This window comes from Baaleninema sp. (assembly GCF_049974805.1).
Classification (GTDB): domain Bacteria; phylum Cyanobacteriota; class Cyanobacteriia; order Cyanobacteriales; family Geitlerinemataceae; genus Baaleninema.
Genome location: NZ_JBNGCO010000003.1, coordinates 1 through 19,388 on the forward strand (window position 1 = coordinate 1; position 19,388 = coordinate 19,388).

The window sequence follows — 19,388 nt, forward strand, 5'->3', positions numbered from 1 at the left end:
AGTTGCTTCCCACCGAACCCACAATCGAATTTCGCACCGACTACAGCCCCGAAAGCGAATTTTTCGTCTTCATCAGCCAAGAAGACGACGAACTCACCATCGAACTGAACAAACCCAACACCCAAGATTGGGGCTACGACGTGCCGCTATTGGGATCGAGTACCACCAACCCCGCCCTATTGGGCAGCTTGCGCCCCGACGAAGTGGTGGATTTCATCGCCACCTTACACAACTTTTCCACCGGACCCATCCAAGTTATTTACGATTTAGTGTACGGTCACGCCGACAACCAATCAGAACTCCTCGTCAATCGGGAATATCTCAAAGGTCCGAATATGTACGGGCAGGACTTAAACCACCAACTGCCAACCGTTCGGGCGATTTTCCTGGAAATGCAGCGACGCAAACTCAACACCGGATGCGACGGGATTCGCGTCGATGGCGGCCAGGATTTCCGCTTTTTCAACCCGCTTTCGGGAGTCGTCGAACAAGACGACGCCTATTTACTGGCTATGAGCGATGTCGTACAGGAAATCGGCGACCACAAACGGTTGATGTTTACCATTTTCGAGGACGGTCGCCCCTGGCCCTCCGAAGGCTGGGAAGATACCTCCACCTATCGGGATCTCATCGAGAAAATGCCCGAGTCCTATCAGTGGGGGCCGTTGATTTTTGCCCACAACACCCCGACGTTACAGGGCTTTTGGGAAAAGAAATGGCGTCGCGTGTTGGAAGTGATGCATATCGGGAGTAACTGGATTACCGGATGCGCCAACCACGACACCGTTCGGCGCGGAAATCAGGTCGATCTCGATCGACCCATCAACTGGAATCTCGGCGAGACGCTCTCAGAAGTACTTCGCAACGCCTACGACAACCCAGCAACGACGCTGTGGGTGTACGGGTTCAGCCCAGGGCTTCCCATGGATTTCATCAACGCCCTCTCTCACGCCCCTTGGATGTTCTTCCGCAACACCGACGAGCGGTATGGTGTGAAAGTGGTTTCCGAAGAAGTGGGATTCCTCGAATGGCAGGTCACGCCAGAAATTTACGATCGACCCGAGTTGTTCCAACACTTAAAATCCCTCGGATTTCTCCATCTTCAAGAACTGCGAGACTTCGGCCACGCCTTGCAGGAAACCATGGGAGAAATGGATTACGACCTCGAGCAGGTCGCCGAAGCCTGTCAGGAGTGTTTGGGAGAAGACACGACGTCCTGTCGGATCGATCGACTGCGACTCCTCAACCATCCCGAAATGGTACAGTTCCTCAAAACCCTAGACGTAGCGCAGTTAAAGAAATTCGCCCTCTCCTTCATGGAAGACTGCTACGAAGCCTGTAAAGTCTCCCATTACGAAGACAAGGTAGATCCCCTCAAAGCGCAATTTAACCGTCAATTACGAGAATTCCGCCACCAGCGGCCCTGGTTGGGACAAAGTCTCATCGGCACCGATCGATTCGACAAATACAGCGAGGGCGATCGAACCATTTTCTACGGCGTCCGCAGCAACCCCAACAACGGCTCCGAAGGCATTGCCATGGTGGCGCACATGGGGGGCGAACCGATGAAAGTCAACCTCGGCGAATGGTTGGGGATTAACCTCAATCAGTGGAAAGTGTCCGTCGCCTCCCCCGGACTCGATCGCGACGGCAATTTAGACGACCTCAACAGCTTCGAGTTAAAAGACTCCGAAGGCGTCTTACTCTGCTTCGCCCCCAAATCGTGATGAGGAGATTATGGGATGATGCGGTGATGAGGTAAGGATACACTTTTCGAGATCGGGTATTGACAAAATATATATTTTATGTATTGAATTTCAAGCCAGATCCCCGGCAAGACGGGAGAGATATTGACATCCTCCCCGGCCTAAAGGCGCGGGGATTCCCAGACCTCACGATCTGAGTTTCTGCTTCATAGCACCCGCCTTCCGAGATTTACTCTCTTTGGGTCTTACAGTCGCTCCACAGACTGAAACCGCTTGCCCAGCGGCCAAGACATTAACAGCAGCGTTGATATCCCGATCGTGGTGAGTACCACATTCAGGACAATCCCACTCTCGAACATTAAGCGGCAATCGTTGAACGATATGCCCACAGTTCGAGCAGCGCTTGGAGGACGGAAACCAACGGTCAATTTTGACTAGCACTGCCGCCGTTTCGCTTCTTTTTGAAGTTCGGGTATTTAGCCCGTCCCGCCCAGAAATTAGCAAACGCTTTTTGGAGGTGTCTCAAACCTTGCTGCAAGGGGACGCAGCTAACTTCGTTCAAGAAGCTAAGCTCATCCTCTTTTTTCCACTCAGTCAGCAACGCCGACGTTTCTTTATACCCAATCCGTTCTTGCCTTTCATACCAGCCTTCAGTCCTTGCGGCCAAAGCACGGTTGTAGACAAGGCGGGTACAGCCCAGCGTCCGCCGCAACAGGTCTTCCTGTTCGGCAGTTGGGTAGAAACGATATCGGAATGCTTTTTGCGTCATGCTCACATTGTAGCATCTATTGTGTAAAGCCGCCCTGAAAGGGCGGGGTTTCAGACCCAGGAGTTTTGATGAGGTCAGGAGATGAGGAGAAAATTTTCCCTCATCCCCTCATCCCATCATCCAACGGCAATTCCAGGGGAATCGTCCCGAGGATTCCTTTACGGAAATCGTTTAAAAGCTGACAGGCGGTACGTTCGACATCGTTTTGATAGCGTTCGGCGGCCAGAAAATGTAAATAGGATTCCCCCGTCATACCCTTGGGATCGAGGTCGTAGCGGGACAACAAGACGTTTTGCGGAACCATGTCGTTACCCAACTCTTCAACTCGGGCGATCGCATCCACCATCGCCGACGCAATCCGTTGATTATCGTAAGCCGCCTCGCCAATATCCTCGCAAATAGCTAACTTCACCGCGTCCGCCTGTTTGTCCAACTTCCAGGGAATAATACCCGGCGAATCGAGAAGTTCCAAATTCGCCCGGTTCGCCGCCCCAGATTTCCCGCGTTTTCCGCCCCTTTCCGACAGGCGAATCCAGCGCAGTTGGCGCGTCACCCCCGCACGTCTAGCACTTTCCACCACTTTCCGCCGCAGCAAACGGTTAATCAACGCCGATTTTCCCACATTGGGAAAACCAATCACCACCGCCCGCACCGGACGAGGGCGCATCCCTCGAGACACGCGGCGTTGGTTGAGTTTGTCCCCCACCGCTTCAGCCGCTTTCGCCACCTGCGCGACTCCCGTTCCCTGCTTGGCGTTGGTGAAATAGGCCGTTTCGCCGCGATCGGAAAACCAGTTCGTCCAAGCCTGACGGACTTCTGGGGGAATCATATCCACGCGGTTGAGAACCAGAATCCGCGATTTTTCCCCCAACCACTGCGTCAGTTGCGGGTGATGGGTGGCCAGAGGAATTCGCGCGTCTCGCACTTCCAGAACCACGTCTACGCGGTTGAGTTGTTCTTTCAGTTGCCGTTCGGCTTTGGCAATATGACCGGGATACCACTGAATCATTAACGGGGAACGGGGAATGGGGTACGGGGAACGGGGAACGGGGGTAGGGTGCATGACTTGAAAAATCAGGTGTCGAACCTGAGACCCATACATGGTCACGCACCGACTCAGAATTTCTACTTATCCCATCATCCCATCATCCCATCATCTCATCATCCCATCATCCCATCATCGCCCTTAGGGAACGACCAACACGGGACAGGGGGACAGGTTGATGGTTAGATTGGTGACGCTTTCGGCGGCGCCTTCTTCCGTTAAGCCGGTGCCGCGACTGCCCATGACGATTAAGTCTACGTCGAGTTCGTCGGCGACATCGCAAATGGTAAAGGCGGGTTTGCCTTGCCGTTCGATCGCTTCAGCTTCGATGCCTTGTTCGGAAAAGACTTCCTGAGCGCTTTTGAGCAGTTCGGCGATCGCTTCGGGAGAGTTCATCCGCGTGGGTTCGCTACCTTCTTCAGGCGGTTCGACCACTGACAGGATAATTAGGCGGGCGTTGTAGGTTTTCGCTAAATTGGCCACGATTTCGGCCGCGTGGCGCGATTCTCTACTGCCGTCGATGGGAAACAGTACGCTCTTAAACATTGTCGTCTCTCTAATGTCCGGTCTCCGGTAGAATTGTGACGGCGCGAAGTCTCAACTTGACCGCCAGGTACGTGGAAATACCAGGAAAGTAAGTAGATATAGGAGGTCAAAGTGCCTAAGAAAACTGTAGCAAATTTATCGGCGTCGGATTTATCGGGTAAACGGGTTTTGGTACGGGCGGATTTCAACGTACCTTTGGATGATTCGGGCAAAATCACCGACGATACGCGGATTCGCGCCGCCCTCCCAACGATTCGGGATTTGACTGAAAAGGGTGCGAAAGTGTTGCTGTCGAGCCACTTGGGGCGTCCGAAAGGGCAGGTCAAGGAAGATATGCGCTTGACCCCCGTGGCGCAACGTCTCTCGGAACTGTTAGGCAAACCGGTTATTAAATGCGACGATTGCGTTGGTGATGCGGTGAAAGCTGAAGTGGACAAACTGGCCAACGGCGGCGTGCTGCTGCTGGAAAACGTCCGTTTCCACGCTGGAGAAGAGAAAAACGATCCTGAATTCGCCAAACAGTTGGCGTCTCTGGCGGACGTTTATGTTAACGATGCGTTCGGAACGGCTCACCGAGCCCACGCTTCGACGGAAGGGGTCACGCAACACATCGATACTTGCGTTGCGGGATATCTCATTGAGAAAGAGCTGGAGTTCTTGCAAAACGCCATTGAAAACCCCCAGCGTCCTTTGGCGGCGATCGTTGGCGGCTCGAAAGTGTCGAGCAAAATCGGTGTCATCGAAACGCTGTTGGAAAAGGTGGACAAGCTGTTCATCGGCGGCGGTATGATCTTTACGTTCTTCAAGGCTCGCGGTTTGAGTGTTGGAAAGTCTTTGGTGGAAGAAGACAAGCTGGAACTGGCAAAAGCTCTCGAAGCCAAAGCCAAAGAGCGTGGTGTGGAGCTGTTGTTACCGACGGATGTGATTGTTGCTGATAATTTTGCCCCCGATGCCAACGATCGCACTGTAGCGGTCGATGCAATTCCTGACGGTTGGATGGGTCTCGACATCGGGCCGGATTCGGTGAAAACTTTCCAAGACGCTCTGGCAGACTGTAAGTCGGTCATTTGGAACGGACCGATGGGTGTGTTCGAGTTCGATAAATTCGCTAAAGGAACCGAAGCGATCGCTCGCACCCTGGCAGATTTGACCGATACCGGCACCACCACCATTATCGGCGGTGGTGACTCGGTGGCTGCGGTGGAAAAAGTCGGTGTGGCCGAGAAAATGAGCCACATCTCCACGGGTGGCGGTGCCAGCCTCGAACTGCTTGAAGGTAAAGTGCTGCCCGGAATTGCCGCGCTCGACGACGCGTAATTTTGAGATGAGGAGATGACTTGATGGGGGGACAGCCTGATGATAGATGGGTCTCGAATCCCCTCATCTCTTCATCTTTTGTTTTTGTTGGGTGGGCTACATGGCGCGGTAAAAGTCCATTAACTGGATTTCAGTGCTATTTTTTAACTGCGTCACACCCCCTACGACGGCCGAAGCGATCGAACCCGATCGACGGGGTGGTAAACCTTGCATTTGCTGAATCGGGATTGCGGTTGTCGATGGGTTCGCTGCTGAAATGTCTGTTGTTGAGATTCTTAACTATTTTTTAAGGGTTAAATTAAACTAATATTCGAGCTTTCGAGTTGAAATAGACTAAGCTTGTTTATTATGAAGCCTCGTCAAATCATTTCCGAAGACAATAATAACTATCGCAATCCTAAGTCAATTGTGGCAATTAACAGACGTGAAACGCAAGCTCGAACGAAGGTCGAATGGTCTCCAGATCCCTTGGCCGATAGGTGATTTTGCCAGAAATTTTTGCCAGGAATTATTTCGGATTGCTATAGATCTCAATTACGTTAGTCGGCATAGCAGAGGTAATGTTGAATATAAAATATTGACTTAATATTTTGTCTTTCCCAATAGAGATATGCTGGTTTTTTCTAAATACAGATATACATAGAATTGTAATTATTTGACAACCCCCGATCGTACAACTTTGGCCGTTGCCCAATCCCTAAAAATTATCGGTTCGCCTCAATCTCGCCCGATCGCACCCTCCCCGCTATTCCCCTAGAAACGCTTCACCCTTCAGATGCGGGATCGGATCGATCGCCGATCCCCGATCGATTTGGCACAATAGAACTATCTCAAGAAGTATCTCATCGGCGTTGTCGAAGGCGTTGCCGTCCCGATGGAGGAGCGATCGCCCCCCAAACTGTCCCCAACCTCAGATCGTCACCCCGACCATCTCAACGCACATCGCACAAACGCACCATCGTCTCGCGTTTTTGCAGGATTCCCTCAAGAAGGTTAATATAAGTTAACACTGACACTCATAAAACCGAGAAAAGAACCGCTCATAAGAAACGAGGAGGAAGAACCCCGGTGAACAAACGGTGGAGAAATGCAGGCTTATACGCACTGTTGGCGATCGTCGTCATCGCCTTAGCGACGGCGTTCTTCGACCAGCAGCCCCAAGCCCGACAAACCGCGAAATACAGCGAATTTATCAGCGCGGTCGAAAGCGGCAGAATTGAAGGAACCATCAACCTGAGTTCCGATCGCACCCAAGCAATTTATACCGACCCCCAAGGCAACGGCAAAGTCGTCGTCAACCTGCCCAACGACCCCGAACTCATCGATATCCTCACGGATAACGGGTTGGACGTGCGGGTAATGCCTCAAAGCGACGATGGCTTCTGGTTCCGCGCCCTGAGCAGCTTGTTCTTCCCGATCTTGCTGTTGGTGGGACTGTTCTTCTTGCTGCGCCGCGCCCAATCCGGCCCCGGTAGCCAAGCCATGAACTTCGGGAAGTCTAAAGCACGGGTTCAAATGGAACCCCAAACCCAAGTCACCTTTGGCGACGTGGCAGGCATCGAACAAGCCAAACTGGAACTGACGGAGGTGGTGGACTTCCTGAAAAACGCCGATCGCTTTACCGCTGTCGGTGCGAAAATTCCCAAAGGCGTGCTGCTCGTCGGACCGCCGGGAACCGGTAAAACGCTGCTGGCTCGCGCTGTGGCTGGGGAAGCTGGGGTTCCGTTCTTCTCCATCTCCGGTTCTGAATTCGTCGAAATGTTCGTCGGTGTCGGAGCCTCCCGCGTCCGCGACCTGTTCGAGCAAGCCAAACAAAACGCGCCCTGTATCGTCTTTATCGACGAAATCGACGCCGTGGGTCGCCAGCGGGGTGCGGGCTTAGGCGGCGGTAACGACGAACGGGAACAAACCCTCAACCAACTCCTCACGGAAATGGACGGTTTTGAGGGCAATACCGGAATTATCATCATCGCTGCGACGAACCGCCCCGACGTTCTCGACGCTGCCTTGATGCGCCCCGGTCGTTTCGATCGCCAAGTGGTGGTCGATCGCCCCGACTACGCGGGACGCCTGGAAATCCTCAATGTCCACGCTCGCGGCAAAACCCTCTCCAAAGACGTGGATTTGGAAAAAATCGCCCGTCGGACTCCTGGCTTTACAGGGGCTGACCTGTCGAACCTGCTCAACGAAGCGGCAATTCTGGCAGCTCGTCGCAACTTGACCGAAATCTCCATGGATGAAGTGAACGACGCCATCGATCGCGTCCTCGCCGGTCCGGAGAAGAAAGATCGCGTCATGAGCGAGAAACGTAAAACCCTCGTGGCCTATCACGAAGCCGGACACGCCCTCGTCGGTGCCTTGATGCCCGATTACGACCCAGTTCAAAAAATCAGCATCATCCCGCGCGGTGCTGCTGGCGGTTTGACCTGGTTCACCCCCAGCGAAGAGCGCATGGATTCCGGTCTCTACTCCCGCTCTTACCTGCAAAACCAAATGGCCGTCGCCCTCGGCGGTCGTATCGCTGAAGAAATCATCTTCGGTGAAGAAGAAGTGACCACTGGCGCCTCTAACGACTTGCAACAGGTGGCTCGCGTGGCGCGTCAGATGGTGACGCGGTTCGGCATGAGCGAACGCCTCGGACAGGTGGCTTTGGGTCGCCAGCAAGGGAATATGTTCCTCGGTCGCGATATCGCCTCCGAACGGGACTTCTCTGAAGAAACCGCTGCCGCCATTGATGAAGAGGTGAGCAAGTTAGTTGACGAGGCTTACACTCGCGCTAAACAGGTGTTGTCGGAAAACCGCTCGGTTCTCGATCGATTGGCTGAAATGTTGGTCGAAAAAGAAACCGTCGATGCCGAAGAACTACAAGAGATGCTCGCTAACAGCGATGTGAAGATGGCTGCGATCGCCTAGAACCGTCTCCTAGAGCATCAACTCAACTCAACTCAAACCCCGGTTTCTCGACAGAAACCGGGGTTCGATCGTGCAAGGGTTCGGGTTCGGAGAAATCCTGTCTCTAACCTTCCTGTCGCGATTAACCGTTTAACAGAGCTTCCACAAACTCGTAACTAGAGAAGGGTCGTAAATCCTCGATTCCCTCACCCGCCCCGACGAAACGGATGGGAAGTCCCAATTGTTCGACTACCGCCAGGGCGACGCCCCCTTTGGCAGTTCCGTCGAGTTTGGTGAGAACGACGCCGCTTAACTTCGCCGCTTCTGCAAAGACTTGAGCTTGACGTAATCCGTTTTGACCCAAGGTGGCATCCAGAACTAATAGCGATTCGACTTTGGCATCGGAGGCTTTTTTATCGATGATGCGGCGAATCTTGCTGAGTTCCTCCATCAGGTTCTTTTTGTTTTGCAACCGTCCGGCGGTATCGACCAACAGCAATTCGATATCGCGGGATTTGGCGGCGGTGATTCCGTCGAAAACCACAGCGGCGGGGTCGGTGTTTTTTCCGGGGTTGGCGATGACTTCTGTTTCGCTGCGTTGTCCCCAGATTTTGACCTGTTCCACTGCAGCAGCCCGGAAGGTGTCGGCGGCGGCGATGATACAGGTGTAATCGGATTTTTTGGCTAAATGCGCCAGTTTGCCGATGGTGGTGGTTTTTCCGGCGCCGTTTACCCCCGTCATCAACCAGATGTTGAAGCGGTCTTTTTCGGGAACGAATTCTCGTTCGTAGCCGTTCTTGAAGGGTCGATCGAGGATGTCGCGGAGAATTTGTTTGAGATAGGCGATCGCTTCTTCGGGGGGAAGGCTTTCTTCTCGCAGTTTGGCTTGTAAGGTTTCGATGATGAGGTCGGTGGCTTCGACCCCCACATCGGCTTGTAACAGCAACGCCTCGATTTCAAATACGGCGTCTTTGTTCAGCGGTCCTTGACCGACGATCGATTTAAGCTGGTTGACGAGTCCGACGCGGGTTTTTCCGAGTCCCTGGCGGAGTTTTTGCAACCAGTTAATTTCTTCGATCGATACTTCGTCGGGACGGCGACCTTGACCGGCCAAGACTTCCGCCGACCACACGAAATCTTCGTCGAATTCGATCGCTGGCGTCGGTTCGGGGACGGGTTCTTCTTCGACGGGGGTTTCGACGGCTTCGGCTTTCAGCCGATCGAGTCGTTCTTTTCGTTCTTCTGCGGCTTTCGCCCACGCCGGAACGTTGGTTTCAGAAGCGGGTTCGGCTGGGGCTTCTTCGACTTTTGCAACGGGTTCTGAAACTTCTTCTTCTGAAACGGGTTCGACTTCGGTGGGTTCCGCTTTGTCTGAAATGATTTCCGCTTTTTCTTCAATTTCAGAAATTTCTGCGGAAACTTCTTCGGTAACAGATTCCACTTCTGAAACCGTTTCAGGGGCTGCTTCTGAAACTTCTTCTTCTGAAACTTCTTCTTCTGAAACCGTTTCAGGAGCTGCTTCTGAAATTTCTTCTTCTGAAACTTCTTCTTCTGAAACTTCTTCTTCTGAAACCGTTTCAGGGGCTGCTTCTGAAACTTCTTCTTCTGAAACTTCTTCTTCTGAAACTTCTTCTGAAACCGTTTCAGGGGCTGCTTCTGAAACTTCTTCTTCTGAAATTTCTTCTTCTGAAACTTCTTCTTCTGAAACTTCTTCTTCAGTGGGCTGCTGTTGTTGAATATTTTGATACGCCGCTTTTGCCCAAGCCAAATAATCTTGATTCGGGGCAGTTTCCGCCGCCGTTTCTCCCGTTTCTTCTTCTTTTTCTACCGTTTCTTCTGCTGTTTCTTGAGTTTCTTCGACTGGAGATTGAGTCGATTCGTCTTCTTTTTGTTTGTCGCGATCGAATTGACGGCGGAACCAGTTAAACACCATAGCTCGTTTGCCAGAAAGTCGTCAGAGAATGCCGAAGTTTAAGTTCTTCTCGTTCTTATAGTACAACGTGGAGACAACACCTTGTGAGTAGAATTTATCCGTCTTTCTCAAAAATATGGGTTTTCTTAAAATCGCCAGAAACCCGGCATCTTAGAGATACCGGGTTTTTCAGAGTGCAGATTGCCGTCAAACCCGAGAAAAACCCCCATTAATTCGGGGAAGAGGTGGCTTCGGCTTCAGATTTCAGTAAATCGACCACGCGACGCAAGACGCCGTTGACGAAGCGGAAAGAATTATCGCTGCTATAGCGTTTCGTGAGTTCTACCGCCTCGTCGATGGCCACCTGTTCGGGAATGGCGAGATATTGCAGTTCGGCCACGGCCAGGCGCAGCACGTCCTGTTCGATGCGAGGTAGACGTTCGAGCTGCCAATCGACGATGGCGCGATCGAGCAGTGCGTCGATTTCCGAACGGTTTTGAGTCGCTTGAATTAACAATTCCAGGGCGTACTCGCGAACGTTGGCTTGTCCCGCCAGTTGTACGAACTCCGGTAACTCAACCGCCATTCCCAGGCGTTCGATGGCTTGTCGCGTCAGTTCCACAGCGTCGGAAACCATCGCTTTGGCACTTTTGAGGTCGGTGGTGCGGGTTTCGCTCTCGAAGAGGCGATCGCTTCCCCGTTTGAGTTCGGCGGCGGCGGTTTCGAGGGCTTCGTGCGCTTCCAATGTCATCGCCCGAATCGCAGCCACGACAATATCGCCAAGCTGCTGTTCGGTGAGTTTGTCGGGATTTTTCGGTAACTGGCTCAAACTCAGAAGTGCCAGTTCGCGGGCGATACTGCGGGCTTGCATAGGCCGGGTGCGGAGTAGAAAGACAACGACAGCGAGACGGCGTTGGGGTTAGGCGTCTTCTTCGATGGGAACGGCTTCCTCGACGGGAACGGCTTCTTCGACGGGAGCGGGTTTGTTTTTCTTCCGCGAGAGAAGCTGTTCGAGGGTCGGCCGTTGGGGTTCGCCGGGTACGCCATCGGGAGGAGTCGGACAGACAATGCCCCCCGATATGAGGATTTTAAACGCATCCTCGATCGAAAGGTTGACATCGACGGCGTCCCGTTCGGGAATAATAGCGTACCATCCCGTTGTCGGGTTGGGCGTCGTCGGCACGAAGACGCTCAACATCGATTCGTTCATATGGGTTTGAATCTCGCCGCTAATCGCCCCCGTGACGAAGGCTAACGCCCAGAGTCCTTTACGGGGATACTCGATGAGAACCACGCGGCGGAATTTGGTACTCGAATCTTGTAATAGGGTTTGTAGCAGTTGCTTGAGGGTTTTGTAAACCGACCCCGCTAAGGGAATCGCCTGGACGATGTTTTCCCCGAAGTCCAGCAACCATCGCCCGACGATGTTACGGGCCATCAAGCCGATGAGCAAGATACCGAACAGGGGAACCGCAAATCCCACCAGTAAGTTCAGCAGGTTGACTAAAATCGGGTGCAACCCGTCGAAGGGGTTTAGCTGTTTGGGAATGCTCGTCAGAAAGCCGATCGTCCAGTTGGCGATGACGAGCGTTAGCCAAATCGTCGTCGCTAACGGGATGATGACTAACAAGCCTGCGATTAAATCGTTTTTTAGGTCTTGTTTTAAGCGTTGGAGCACAGATCTTTCACTCGTATCGCCATTCATATAAGCCGATGTCGTCGTTCTGGATATCCAAAACGATAGGGAAGGTTACTTGTTGTCTTATATTAATTGTTAACGCTTGTAAAGAATTGTTGCAAGCTCGTGGGAGAGGCGGAGATGGGACAACGATCCCCAATCGGTTTGTCAACGGCTCTGTGTATCAAATGTAACATCTCGAGGGCAAAAATGACGGGAAAGCAAGGAAGGGAAGCGAATTTCCCGTTTTGCGAGACGGATTGACGGTTGGGGCGATGGGAAAACGCGACGGAAAAGGTCATCGACCTCGGTGCGATCGCACTCCACTCGCCAATGTTTCTCGAACGGCGACGACTGTAGTTAAGCCTGGGAAGACGATCCGCCCGAAGGCGTTTGTACCGTCACCGATGCCTCCTCTTCTTCTCCGGAAGAGGACGGTTGCGGTGGTGGGGGAATCTGTCCTTGGCGCTGGAGTTCGTCGACTTTTAAAAGAATTAAGTATTCGTAAAAGGCTTGTAAGGTACACCAAGCAAACCCCGCTCGACCGTCGAGGAGTCCCCCCAAGAAGAAATACATATAAATAAATCGCACTAAGGGACGAAACGGCAAGCGCAAAGATAAGTCTTTTAAAGCCCGTCTTCGTTCGACTTCCGATCGCCCGAAAAAGAGGTCTTGCCAGCGGACGTTTCCATACTGAAGTTGGCGTAAGGTTTCGACCGCTTCGTCCGTCGAATAGCGATTGTGTTTTTCAATCCAACGACTCAATCCTTTGCCAGAAGTGTAATGGGGATAAGTTTCCTTAAGGAATCCCGTTTTGCCGTCGCAGACTTCCCGTTCGGTGTGGCCGTAATCGTCGAACCACACCTTATCTTTACGGAACAGTCGCAGTTGATAGCGGGGGTATTGCGTGCTGCGACGAATCCAGCGATCCATAAAAATCACCCGTTCGGCAACGTAATACCCCACGATGTCGTCCTGTAGACCCGCTTCGTTTTTTTGGATAACCTGTTGGCATTCCTCGAACAGTTCCGGGGTCATGCGTTCGTCCGCTTCGAGGATGTAAACCCACTCGTATTGAGTGGGGATCGATCGCAGCATCCAAGTGCGTTGTTTGCCGTGACTTTCAAAGCGATGCTGTTCGACGCGTACCGGATAGCGACGCGCGATTTTCACCGTTCGATCGCTGCTAAAGGAATCGACGACTACAATATCGTCGGACAATAACGCCGACTCGATGCAGTCGGCGATATCGATTTCTTCGTTGTAAGTGAGAATGTAAATCGAAAACATAGGCTGACGAGCGATCGCATAAAAAAGGTGTCGCACCCTGCAGCATCCGAACGCCTCGATCGTATGCCGATCCGCATGGTACGAACGAACCGAGTCGATGGGCTTCCGAAGCCAGTGTTCGGCGTGAGTTGGCCTCGAAGCGAACTTTCAGCAGCTAACTGGAAGAGGCTCACTCTAAGAGGCTCACTCTAATTCGACGAAGGCACTTTGCGTCCGCCGCGACGCGGTCTCATCATGCCTTTCAGACCCGTCCAGCCAATGACAATGTAACCGATGGCTAGTAACAGGCTGCTCAGACCGATGCGAAAGGCAGATTTCCAAGCGGCCAGGCGCGTTTCTTGTTCGAGTTGCTCTTCCCGTTGACGAATTCGACCTTGGAGCTGTTCGGGCAGTTGCGAGGCTTGCCGATCGAGAAAACTCTGAATCGCATCGGGATTGTCTTGAGACTCTTCGAGAAGCTGACGCAGAGCGTCGGGGGTCTGTTCGCTTTCGATGAGCTGTTGTCGCTGGGCTTCGTTTTCCAACAGCGTTTCTAGCTGCTGTTCGAGTTGAGTCCGCTGTTGTTCGAGTTGTGTTTGAAACTCTTCGCTACTCAATTGAGTGTTGAGTTGGGTTTCTGCTTGACGAGCTTGTTGGGCGATGCTTTCGAGCCGTTGGTTGCTCTGCATCCGCACGTCGTTAAAGTGAATCCCCGTCATCAATAAAAACAACAGTCCCAGTAAACTCGAGAGGACGAGTCCCCAAAACCGCAAATCTTGCCATTTTTTGCGGGGCATTGCCGTCGCTGCCCCTGCGGTTCCCATCCAGTACCCCGCAAACAGGAGGGCGATGCCGATCATGGGAATAATGCCGCGATCGACGAAGGTGGAGGCCACCTGAATGCGCCACTGTAAGTTGAGGGGCTGATACGGGGCAGGAATAATCAGGTAATCGAGCAGAGACGATACGATCAGGAGAAGTCCAACGATTTTGAGGCTGCGAGCTGCTAGGGACGATGGTTGACGGGTAGTTGACGCTTTCATAAGCTGTTGGTATATCAATCGATTCTCCTTTTCCAAGTTAGCCGATTGCGTTACGTTTGAACGAAATCTAGATGTAAACGCCTGAAACCGCCGCCACAAGTTTGCTTTTGACTTCCCCAGTCCTCGAACCTGCGGGTGGATCTCAAACTTGCCAATCGTCAGAAACCCGGTATCTCTAAGAGACGGGATACCTGAAGCTGAGGATTTTCCAGATCCCGAGTTTCTCCAAATCGATATTGTGGCTGTCTTTGAGATGCCCCCGAGCTTCCCCCAATTTTCCCGAGTTTTTTCAAGTTTTTTTCTGAGTTCAAAGTGGTTACTGACTATCGCCCCCAAGTCCGCCGCGTTCTCATCGTGACGCTGCTTTTAAACCTGTTTGTGTTAGTCCTCAAAGTCGCTCTCGGGCTGTGGACGGGATCGCTGAGCGTTATTGCCGACGCCCTGCACAGCGTAACGGACAGTGCCAGCAACGTGCTGGGGTTGGTGACGAGTCGTTTGTCGTCCCCCCAACCCGATCGCGATCATCCTTACGGACACCAGAAATTCGAGGCCGTCGGTGCCATCGGTATTGCAGCCTTTTTGGGCGTCGCCTGTTTGGAAATTTTGAAAGGCGTTTTCGATCGCTTATTTTTTGGGGGTCAGGAAGTTTCGATGTCCTCTTGGGTGCTGTGGCTGATGCTCGTGGTGTTGGGCGTCAACATCCTCGTGGCGTTCTACGAACGACGGGTGGGACTGAAGTTAGGTAGTAAAATCCTCATCGCCGACGCTCACCATACGATGAGCGATATTTGGATTACGATGACTGTCATCGCTGGCTTAATCGGTGTCTGGATTGGCTATCCCTGGATCGATTTGGTGTTGGCGGTTCCTGTGGCGGCGTTAGTGTTTCGCAGCGGTTGGGAAGTGTTACGGGAAAATTTACCCTGGTTGGTGGACGAGACGGCCATCGCCCCCGAAGCGATTCATCAAACGGTGATGGAAGTGCCGGGAGTCCTCAACTGTCACGATATCGCCTCTCGGGGACTCATCGGACGACAGGTATTTGTGGAAATGCACTTGGTGGTCGATGCGAAGGACGTGGAAACCGCTCACGATATTACTGAAGCTGTGGAAGAACGGTTAGAGGAACGGTTTAGTCCGGTTCGCGTGATGATTCACATTGAACCGCCGGATTACAAGTCTGAACAAATTAGTTACGGTGAAGGAACGATCCATTGAGGAGATCGCGGCTCGAGGAAGGTTTGATTGCTGTTCGGGCAACAGAGTGAAACCTCTGTGGCGATCGCTCTGATTTAGCCTCGTAGACTCCCGATCGCAGACGATTAGGGGCGATCGAACAGCGTTTGTACCAGAGAAGGCGCTGGAGGCACGTACACCCAGCGATCGCCCGCCTCGTCCGAGCGATAGGTCAACAGAGCGACGTGGAGATAGCCGTCTGTCCGTCCCAACGGTTCGCCCACTCGCCGATACCCTAAATGGCGGCGGGCTAAACCGCAGAGTTTGAGCAGGTAGTTCGGGATTTGGGGACTGGACAATATCGTACAGTCCGAGGGCATCGATCGCAGCCTGCCGCCCGTGACGAACCGAAACTGACCGTTAGCCCAACCGTCCACTGGGGCGAACACCCGTCCCGTCGCACGCAGCGAGAGTTCTCCGAATTCTGCCACCACCGGGCGATCGGCGATTTCGTCTCCAGCCGCGACAGCGGTAGCGGATTCGACTGTCACTTCGGAGACGATGGGAGCGTTGGCAGGCGGCGGATCGGGCGTCCAACGGATACCCGGACGATCGGCGGCTTCCAGACTATATCCGAGGTAGCGATCGCCCTCGTAAGCCACGACCGCCAACGCCCCCTCCCTGGTGCGATACAGCTCTCGGTCTGTCAAAATCCCCTCCTGCAAGGCTATTTTGGGCAACAGGCAATAGGGCGATCCCAATTGCTCTCGCACCCTGGCCGCCTCCATACCGTGGTTTCCGTGCAACCCTTGCAGGCGATCGCGATCGAGGGTCGCTTCTGTATCCAAAATGCGAGTGCAAGCGGGTTGAAACACTGTCGTCTCGGAAGAGCGATCGGCTGCCACGGCGGCCAGTACCGAAATCGCCGCCGCCGCCACCAAACCGACGCCGTAAATCGCCTGCCAACGGGCTTCCAAGGGTTGTTTGCGAAGATCGATCGCCATAGTCGAAGCGGGAAAAGGAGCGAACGAGACCCCAGCGGGGACGAAAGAGAATACAGATGTTTAAATAACGTACATAAATCTAGCTAGAACTAAGATAACAAATTCAAACAACAAGCGGCGAGGAGTCTCCTCGCCGCTTGAAGTACCATCATCGTTGGTTATAGCGGATTAATCGTCGTACAACCGGCATTCAGCCGCATCGGGGTTGTCCTCGCAGTAGGTATCAAACGAGGTTTTTTGCGGTTTTTGTTTTTGGTGAGCCGCTTCCGCTTGCAATTCTTCGACGGCATCCCAGGCTGCGGCACAGTCTTGAGAGCTGGCACCACTGGTATCGCAGACAGCCCGAGCCGCCTCGCGTTCTTGTTCGATTTGTTTTTGAATGTCGCTCATAGTCTCCTATTGGATGGATCTACGTCTTAATCAGTCTGTTCACCCTTTTCAGTATAGGGAATCTTTCCTCAAGAGGCGGTTCGCCTACCCGTACTCGCCAATCGTTGCTAGAGAACGAACGGTTCTATACCATTACTCTTACTAGACCCGACGCGCTCGTGGCGTATCCCGATCTATATTTTTAAGATTTCACTTCGCCGACGGGTCGATCGAAAAGGGACTGACGATCGAGGGCGATCGAGGTTTCCTCAAACAACGCGACAACCACTAGCGATTGCAAGGACGAACCTATGGAGTGGGTTAACGCTTTATCGAGACGCCCCTCGCTCGAAGCAGCGGCGGACGAAGTCAGCGAGATCGCACAACAGGCATTATCCGGGCCGCCCGATTTGGGATTGGTGTTTATTTCCTCAGCCTTTGCCAGCGAATATCCCCGGTTGATGCCCTTACTACGCCAACGCCTAGACATTCCCCACCTCATCGGTTGCGGTGGCGGTGGCGTCGTCGGGAGCGAGTCCACCAACAGCAGTACCGTAGAAATCGAGGGAGACATCGCCCTGAGTTTGACCCTGATGCGACTTCCGCAGGTACGGGTACAGAGCTTTTTCCTCCCCTCGGACGAACTTCCCGATCTCGACAGTCCTCCCCAACGTTGGATTGAAGCCGTCGGCGTATCTCCCGAAAACAACCCGCAGTTTATCGTTTTAGCCGATCCCTTTATGTCGCGCATTAACGATTTACTGCAAGGTCTCGACTACGCCTATCCCACATCGCCGAAAGTGGGAGGACTTTCCAGCAGTCCCGGGATGCGGGGGGCGAACTTGTTCTTCGACGATCGCGCCGTGCGAGAAGGCGTCGTCGGCGTAGCGCTTTCGGGTAACATTGCCATCGATACCATCGTCGCCCAAGGCTGTCGTCCCATCGGGAAACCCTATCGCATCGCCGAGGGGGAACGAAACATCATTTTGGCCCTCAACGAACTCGGCGCCACAGACTCAGCTCGTCCGCCGCTAGAAGTCTTGCGAGATTCCATCGTCGAACTGAGCGAAGCCGATCGCGAACTGGCGCAAAATTCGCTATTTATCGGCGTCGTCAGCGACGAATTCAAACAAACCCTCGAGCCGGGAGACTTTCTCATTCGCAACCTCATCGGCGTCGATCCCCAAGCGGGGGCGGTGGCCATCGGCGATCGCGTGCGTCCGGGTCAGCGCGTCCAGTTCCACCTACGGGACGCCAAAACCTCCGCCGAAGATTTAGAAACCCTGCTTCAAAAATACGGTCGCGACAGCACCACTTCGGCCAGTCCCTTCGGCGCGTTAATGTTTTCCTGTCTCGGCCGGGGCGAAGGACTCTACGGCGAACCGAACTTCGATTCTCGCCTGTTCCACCGCTATCTCGACGGCGTTCCCCTCAGCGGCTTTTTCTGCAACGGCGAAATCGGCCCCGTCGGCGGAAGCACCTTCCTCCACGGCTATACCTCCGTGTTCGGCATTTTACGACCCGCTTTGACAGGAAACCGGGAACCGTGAACCGGGAACCGTGAGCAGTGTCTCCCCATCTCCCTCTCTCCCCGGCTCCTTCAAACCAATCGGAGCGCAGAAACATTTAATTTTGTTAAGATCGAGCCAGTCTTTGGCTTATCAAGCCCAACATCCTAGACCAACCCGAGATAAACACCCTATGAATCCCGATACGTTGATGCAATCGCTACAAACTGGTTTTCGCGTAACTATCGGCGCAGCCAGTTCGGCGATCGAGAGTTTGCAAGATCCCCAGAAACGAGAGGAGAACTTTCAAGCCTTCCAGCAACAGGATTGGAACGCTCTCGTTGAGAAATTGGCCGCCAAAGGTGAAGTCACCGAACAGGAAGCTCGCAGTTTTGTCGATAGCCTGATGGGTCAAACCTCTTCGGGAACGACGACCTCCTCGACTTCGACGAGTTATGACGCGCCAACGACTGCCGCACCGACGGGAACTGAGGCGGAATTGCAAGATTTGACGGCTCAAGTGGCCATGTTGCGCCGCGAACTCGAACAGCTTCGAGAAAAGGATGCCTAGTCGCCGCCAGTCGGCTAGACTTCTGCACGATACAGAAGCGGGAAAAAATTACAGACCGTAACATTTGTTACTTCCTGTTGCCCGCTTCCTTGGTTTAATAAAATTAACAACAACTAAACTGGGCGCACTTGTTAACCGACTGTTTGGTAGGTTAACTGTTGGAACTACCGCTTAGTCGTTTTCCCAAGTTTCGGGACCCACCAGGTCGCCGATGCGATCGCGAAGTAAAAAGTCGTGATTTTCAAGTTCCGTTTCTACGGAAGCCCATTCGCGGGCAGGAATATAACGGCAGAGGGTATAAATCGGTTGTTGTCGGCTCACTGTACCTTGCTGGACGAGATGAGAGGCTTCGTCTTTAATGACAGCAATGGTATACCGGGCAGTCGTCGTCAGAGTCATAATAATCCCTCGTTTTCTTAACTGGCGAGTGTCAGGAACAGATGAAACTGGGTAGCAGATATGGAATCGCGACTCAGGGCAACTCGTTATTTCCCGCTCAGCCAGGAGTTGACAGGCTACAAGCTTTATGAAGGTCGAGGAAAACTTCGATCGCCTAAAGCTTGGAGTCCGTGCTTGTAACCCA

At 53.1% G+C, this 19,388-nt stretch carries 16 protein-coding genes and 1 pseudogene; 6 read left to right on the top strand and 11 right to left on the bottom strand.

The window, feature by feature from the left end:
• A partial coding sequence (gene gghA / locus ACP5D4_RS01010) for a glucosylglycerol hydrolase (RefSeq protein ID WP_428009752.1) occupies nt 1–1,727 on the top strand: 1,727 nt, incomplete at its 5' end.
• Nucleotides 1,728–1,892: 165 nt separating this feature from the next.
• On the opposite strand, the pseudogene ACP5D4_RS01015 reads toward gghA, so the two are convergent.
• The 3 genes and pseudogenes from ACP5D4_RS01015 to ACP5D4_RS01025 all read right to left on the bottom strand — a co-directional run bounded on the left by ACP5D4_RS01015 (nt 1,893) and on the right by ACP5D4_RS01025 (nt 4,066).
• Nucleotides 1,893–2,475, bottom strand: a pseudogene (locus ACP5D4_RS01015) (RNA-guided endonuclease InsQ/TnpB family protein).
• Nucleotides 2,476–2,575: 100 nt separating this feature from the next.
• Nucleotides 2,576–3,538: a ribosome biogenesis GTPase YlqF gene (ylqF, locus tag ACP5D4_RS01020; RefSeq protein WP_428009753.1), complete on the bottom strand. Its 963-nt coding sequence runs from the start codon at nt 3,536–3,538 to the stop codon at nt 2,576–2,578.
• Nucleotides 3,539–3,661: 123 nt separating this feature from the next.
• On the bottom strand, nt 3,662–4,066 hold the full coding sequence (locus tag ACP5D4_RS01025) for a universal stress protein (RefSeq protein ID WP_428009754.1): 405 nt from the start codon (nt 4,064–4,066) through the stop codon (nt 3,662–3,664).
• Between the two features lie 111 nt (nt 4,067–4,177).
• On the opposite strand from ACP5D4_RS01025, the gene ACP5D4_RS01030 reads away from it, so the two are divergent.
• Nucleotides 4,178–5,383, top strand: a complete 1,206-nt coding sequence (locus tag ACP5D4_RS01030; RefSeq protein WP_428009755.1) for a phosphoglycerate kinase — start codon at nt 4,178–4,180, stop codon at nt 5,381–5,383.
• Between the two features lie 1,068 nt (nt 5,384–6,451).
• Nucleotides 6,452–8,296 (top strand): ATP-dependent zinc metalloprotease FtsH3, encoded by a 1,845-nt coding sequence (ftsH3, locus tag ACP5D4_RS01035; protein WP_428009756.1) that lies wholly within the window; start codon nt 6,452–6,454, stop codon nt 8,294–8,296.
• A 121-nt stretch (nt 8,297–8,417) separates the two neighbouring features.
• Here the strand turns inward: ftsH3 and ftsY are convergent, their stop codons facing one another.
• The 5 genes from ftsY to hpsJ-B form a co-directional block, all read right to left on the bottom strand.
• Complete coding sequence (gene ftsY, locus ACP5D4_RS01040; RefSeq protein ID WP_428009757.1) at nt 8,418–10,208, bottom strand: signal recognition particle-docking protein FtsY; 1,791 nt, start codon at nt 10,206–10,208, stop codon at nt 8,418–8,420.
• A 208-nt stretch (nt 10,209–10,416) separates the two neighbouring features.
• Complete coding sequence (gene nusB / locus ACP5D4_RS01045; RefSeq protein ID WP_428009758.1) at nt 10,417–11,058, bottom strand: transcription antitermination factor NusB; 642 nt, start codon at nt 11,056–11,058, stop codon at nt 10,417–10,419.
• A 48-nt stretch (nt 11,059–11,106) separates the two neighbouring features.
• Complete coding sequence (locus ACP5D4_RS01050; RefSeq protein WP_428009759.1) at nt 11,107–11,865, bottom strand: DUF502 domain-containing protein; 759 nt, start codon at nt 11,863–11,865, stop codon at nt 11,107–11,109.
• Nucleotides 11,866–12,225: 360 nt separating this feature from the next.
• Nucleotides 12,226–13,155: a glycosyltransferase family 2 protein gene (locus ACP5D4_RS01055; protein WP_428009760.1), complete on the bottom strand. Its 930-nt coding sequence runs from the start codon at nt 13,153–13,155 to the stop codon at nt 12,226–12,228.
• A gap of 188 nt (nt 13,156–13,343) precedes the next feature.
• The gene (gene hpsJ-B, locus ACP5D4_RS01060) at nt 13,344–14,177 is read right to left on the bottom strand and encodes a hormogonium polysaccharide biosynthesis protein HpsJ (RefSeq protein ID WP_428009761.1); all 834 of its coding nucleotides are present in this window, start codon (nt 14,175–14,177) and stop codon (nt 13,344–13,346) included.
• A 312-nt stretch (nt 14,178–14,489) separates the two neighbouring features.
• Between hpsJ-B and ACP5D4_RS01065 the strand changes: the two genes are divergently transcribed.
• The gene (locus ACP5D4_RS01065; RefSeq protein WP_428009762.1) at nt 14,490–15,395 is read left to right on the top strand and encodes a cation diffusion facilitator family transporter; all 906 of its coding nucleotides are present in this window, start codon (nt 14,490–14,492) and stop codon (nt 15,393–15,395) included.
• Between the two features lie 104 nt (nt 15,396–15,499).
• On the opposite strand, the gene ACP5D4_RS01070 is transcribed toward ACP5D4_RS01065, so the two are convergent.
• Both ACP5D4_RS01070 and ACP5D4_RS01075 read right to left on the bottom strand, forming a co-directional pair.
• Nucleotides 15,500–16,357 (bottom strand): hypothetical protein, encoded by an 858-nt coding sequence (locus tag ACP5D4_RS01070; RefSeq protein ID WP_428009763.1) that lies wholly within the window; start codon nt 16,355–16,357, stop codon nt 15,500–15,502.
• Between the two features lie 168 nt (nt 16,358–16,525).
• Complete coding sequence (locus tag ACP5D4_RS01075; protein WP_428009764.1) at nt 16,526–16,747, bottom strand: Calvin cycle protein CP12; 222 nt, start codon at nt 16,745–16,747, stop codon at nt 16,526–16,528.
• Between the two features lie 290 nt (nt 16,748–17,037).
• On the opposite strand from ACP5D4_RS01075, the gene ACP5D4_RS01080 reads away from it, so the two are divergent.
• Both ACP5D4_RS01080 and ACP5D4_RS01085 read left to right on the top strand, forming a co-directional pair.
• Nucleotides 17,038–18,276 carry an FIST signal transduction protein gene (locus ACP5D4_RS01080; RefSeq protein ID WP_428009765.1) on the top strand — a complete coding sequence of 413 codons (1,239 nt, stop codon included), beginning with the start codon at nt 17,038–17,040 and terminating at the stop codon, nt 18,274–18,276.
• Nucleotides 18,277–18,427: 151 nt separating this feature from the next.
• Nucleotides 18,428–18,805, top strand: coding sequence for a hypothetical protein (locus tag ACP5D4_RS01085; RefSeq protein ID WP_428009766.1), 378 nt, complete (start codon nt 18,428–18,430; stop codon nt 18,803–18,805).
• Nucleotides 18,806–18,976: 171 nt separating this feature from the next.
• Here ACP5D4_RS01085 and ACP5D4_RS01090 read toward each other — a convergent pair whose 3' ends face one another.
• Nucleotides 18,977–19,204 carry a DUF4327 family protein gene (locus ACP5D4_RS01090; RefSeq protein WP_428009767.1) on the bottom strand — a complete coding sequence of 76 codons (228 nt, stop codon included), beginning with the start codon at nt 19,202–19,204 and terminating at the stop codon, nt 18,977–18,979.
• Between the last annotated feature and the right edge of the window lie 184 nt (nt 19,205–19,388).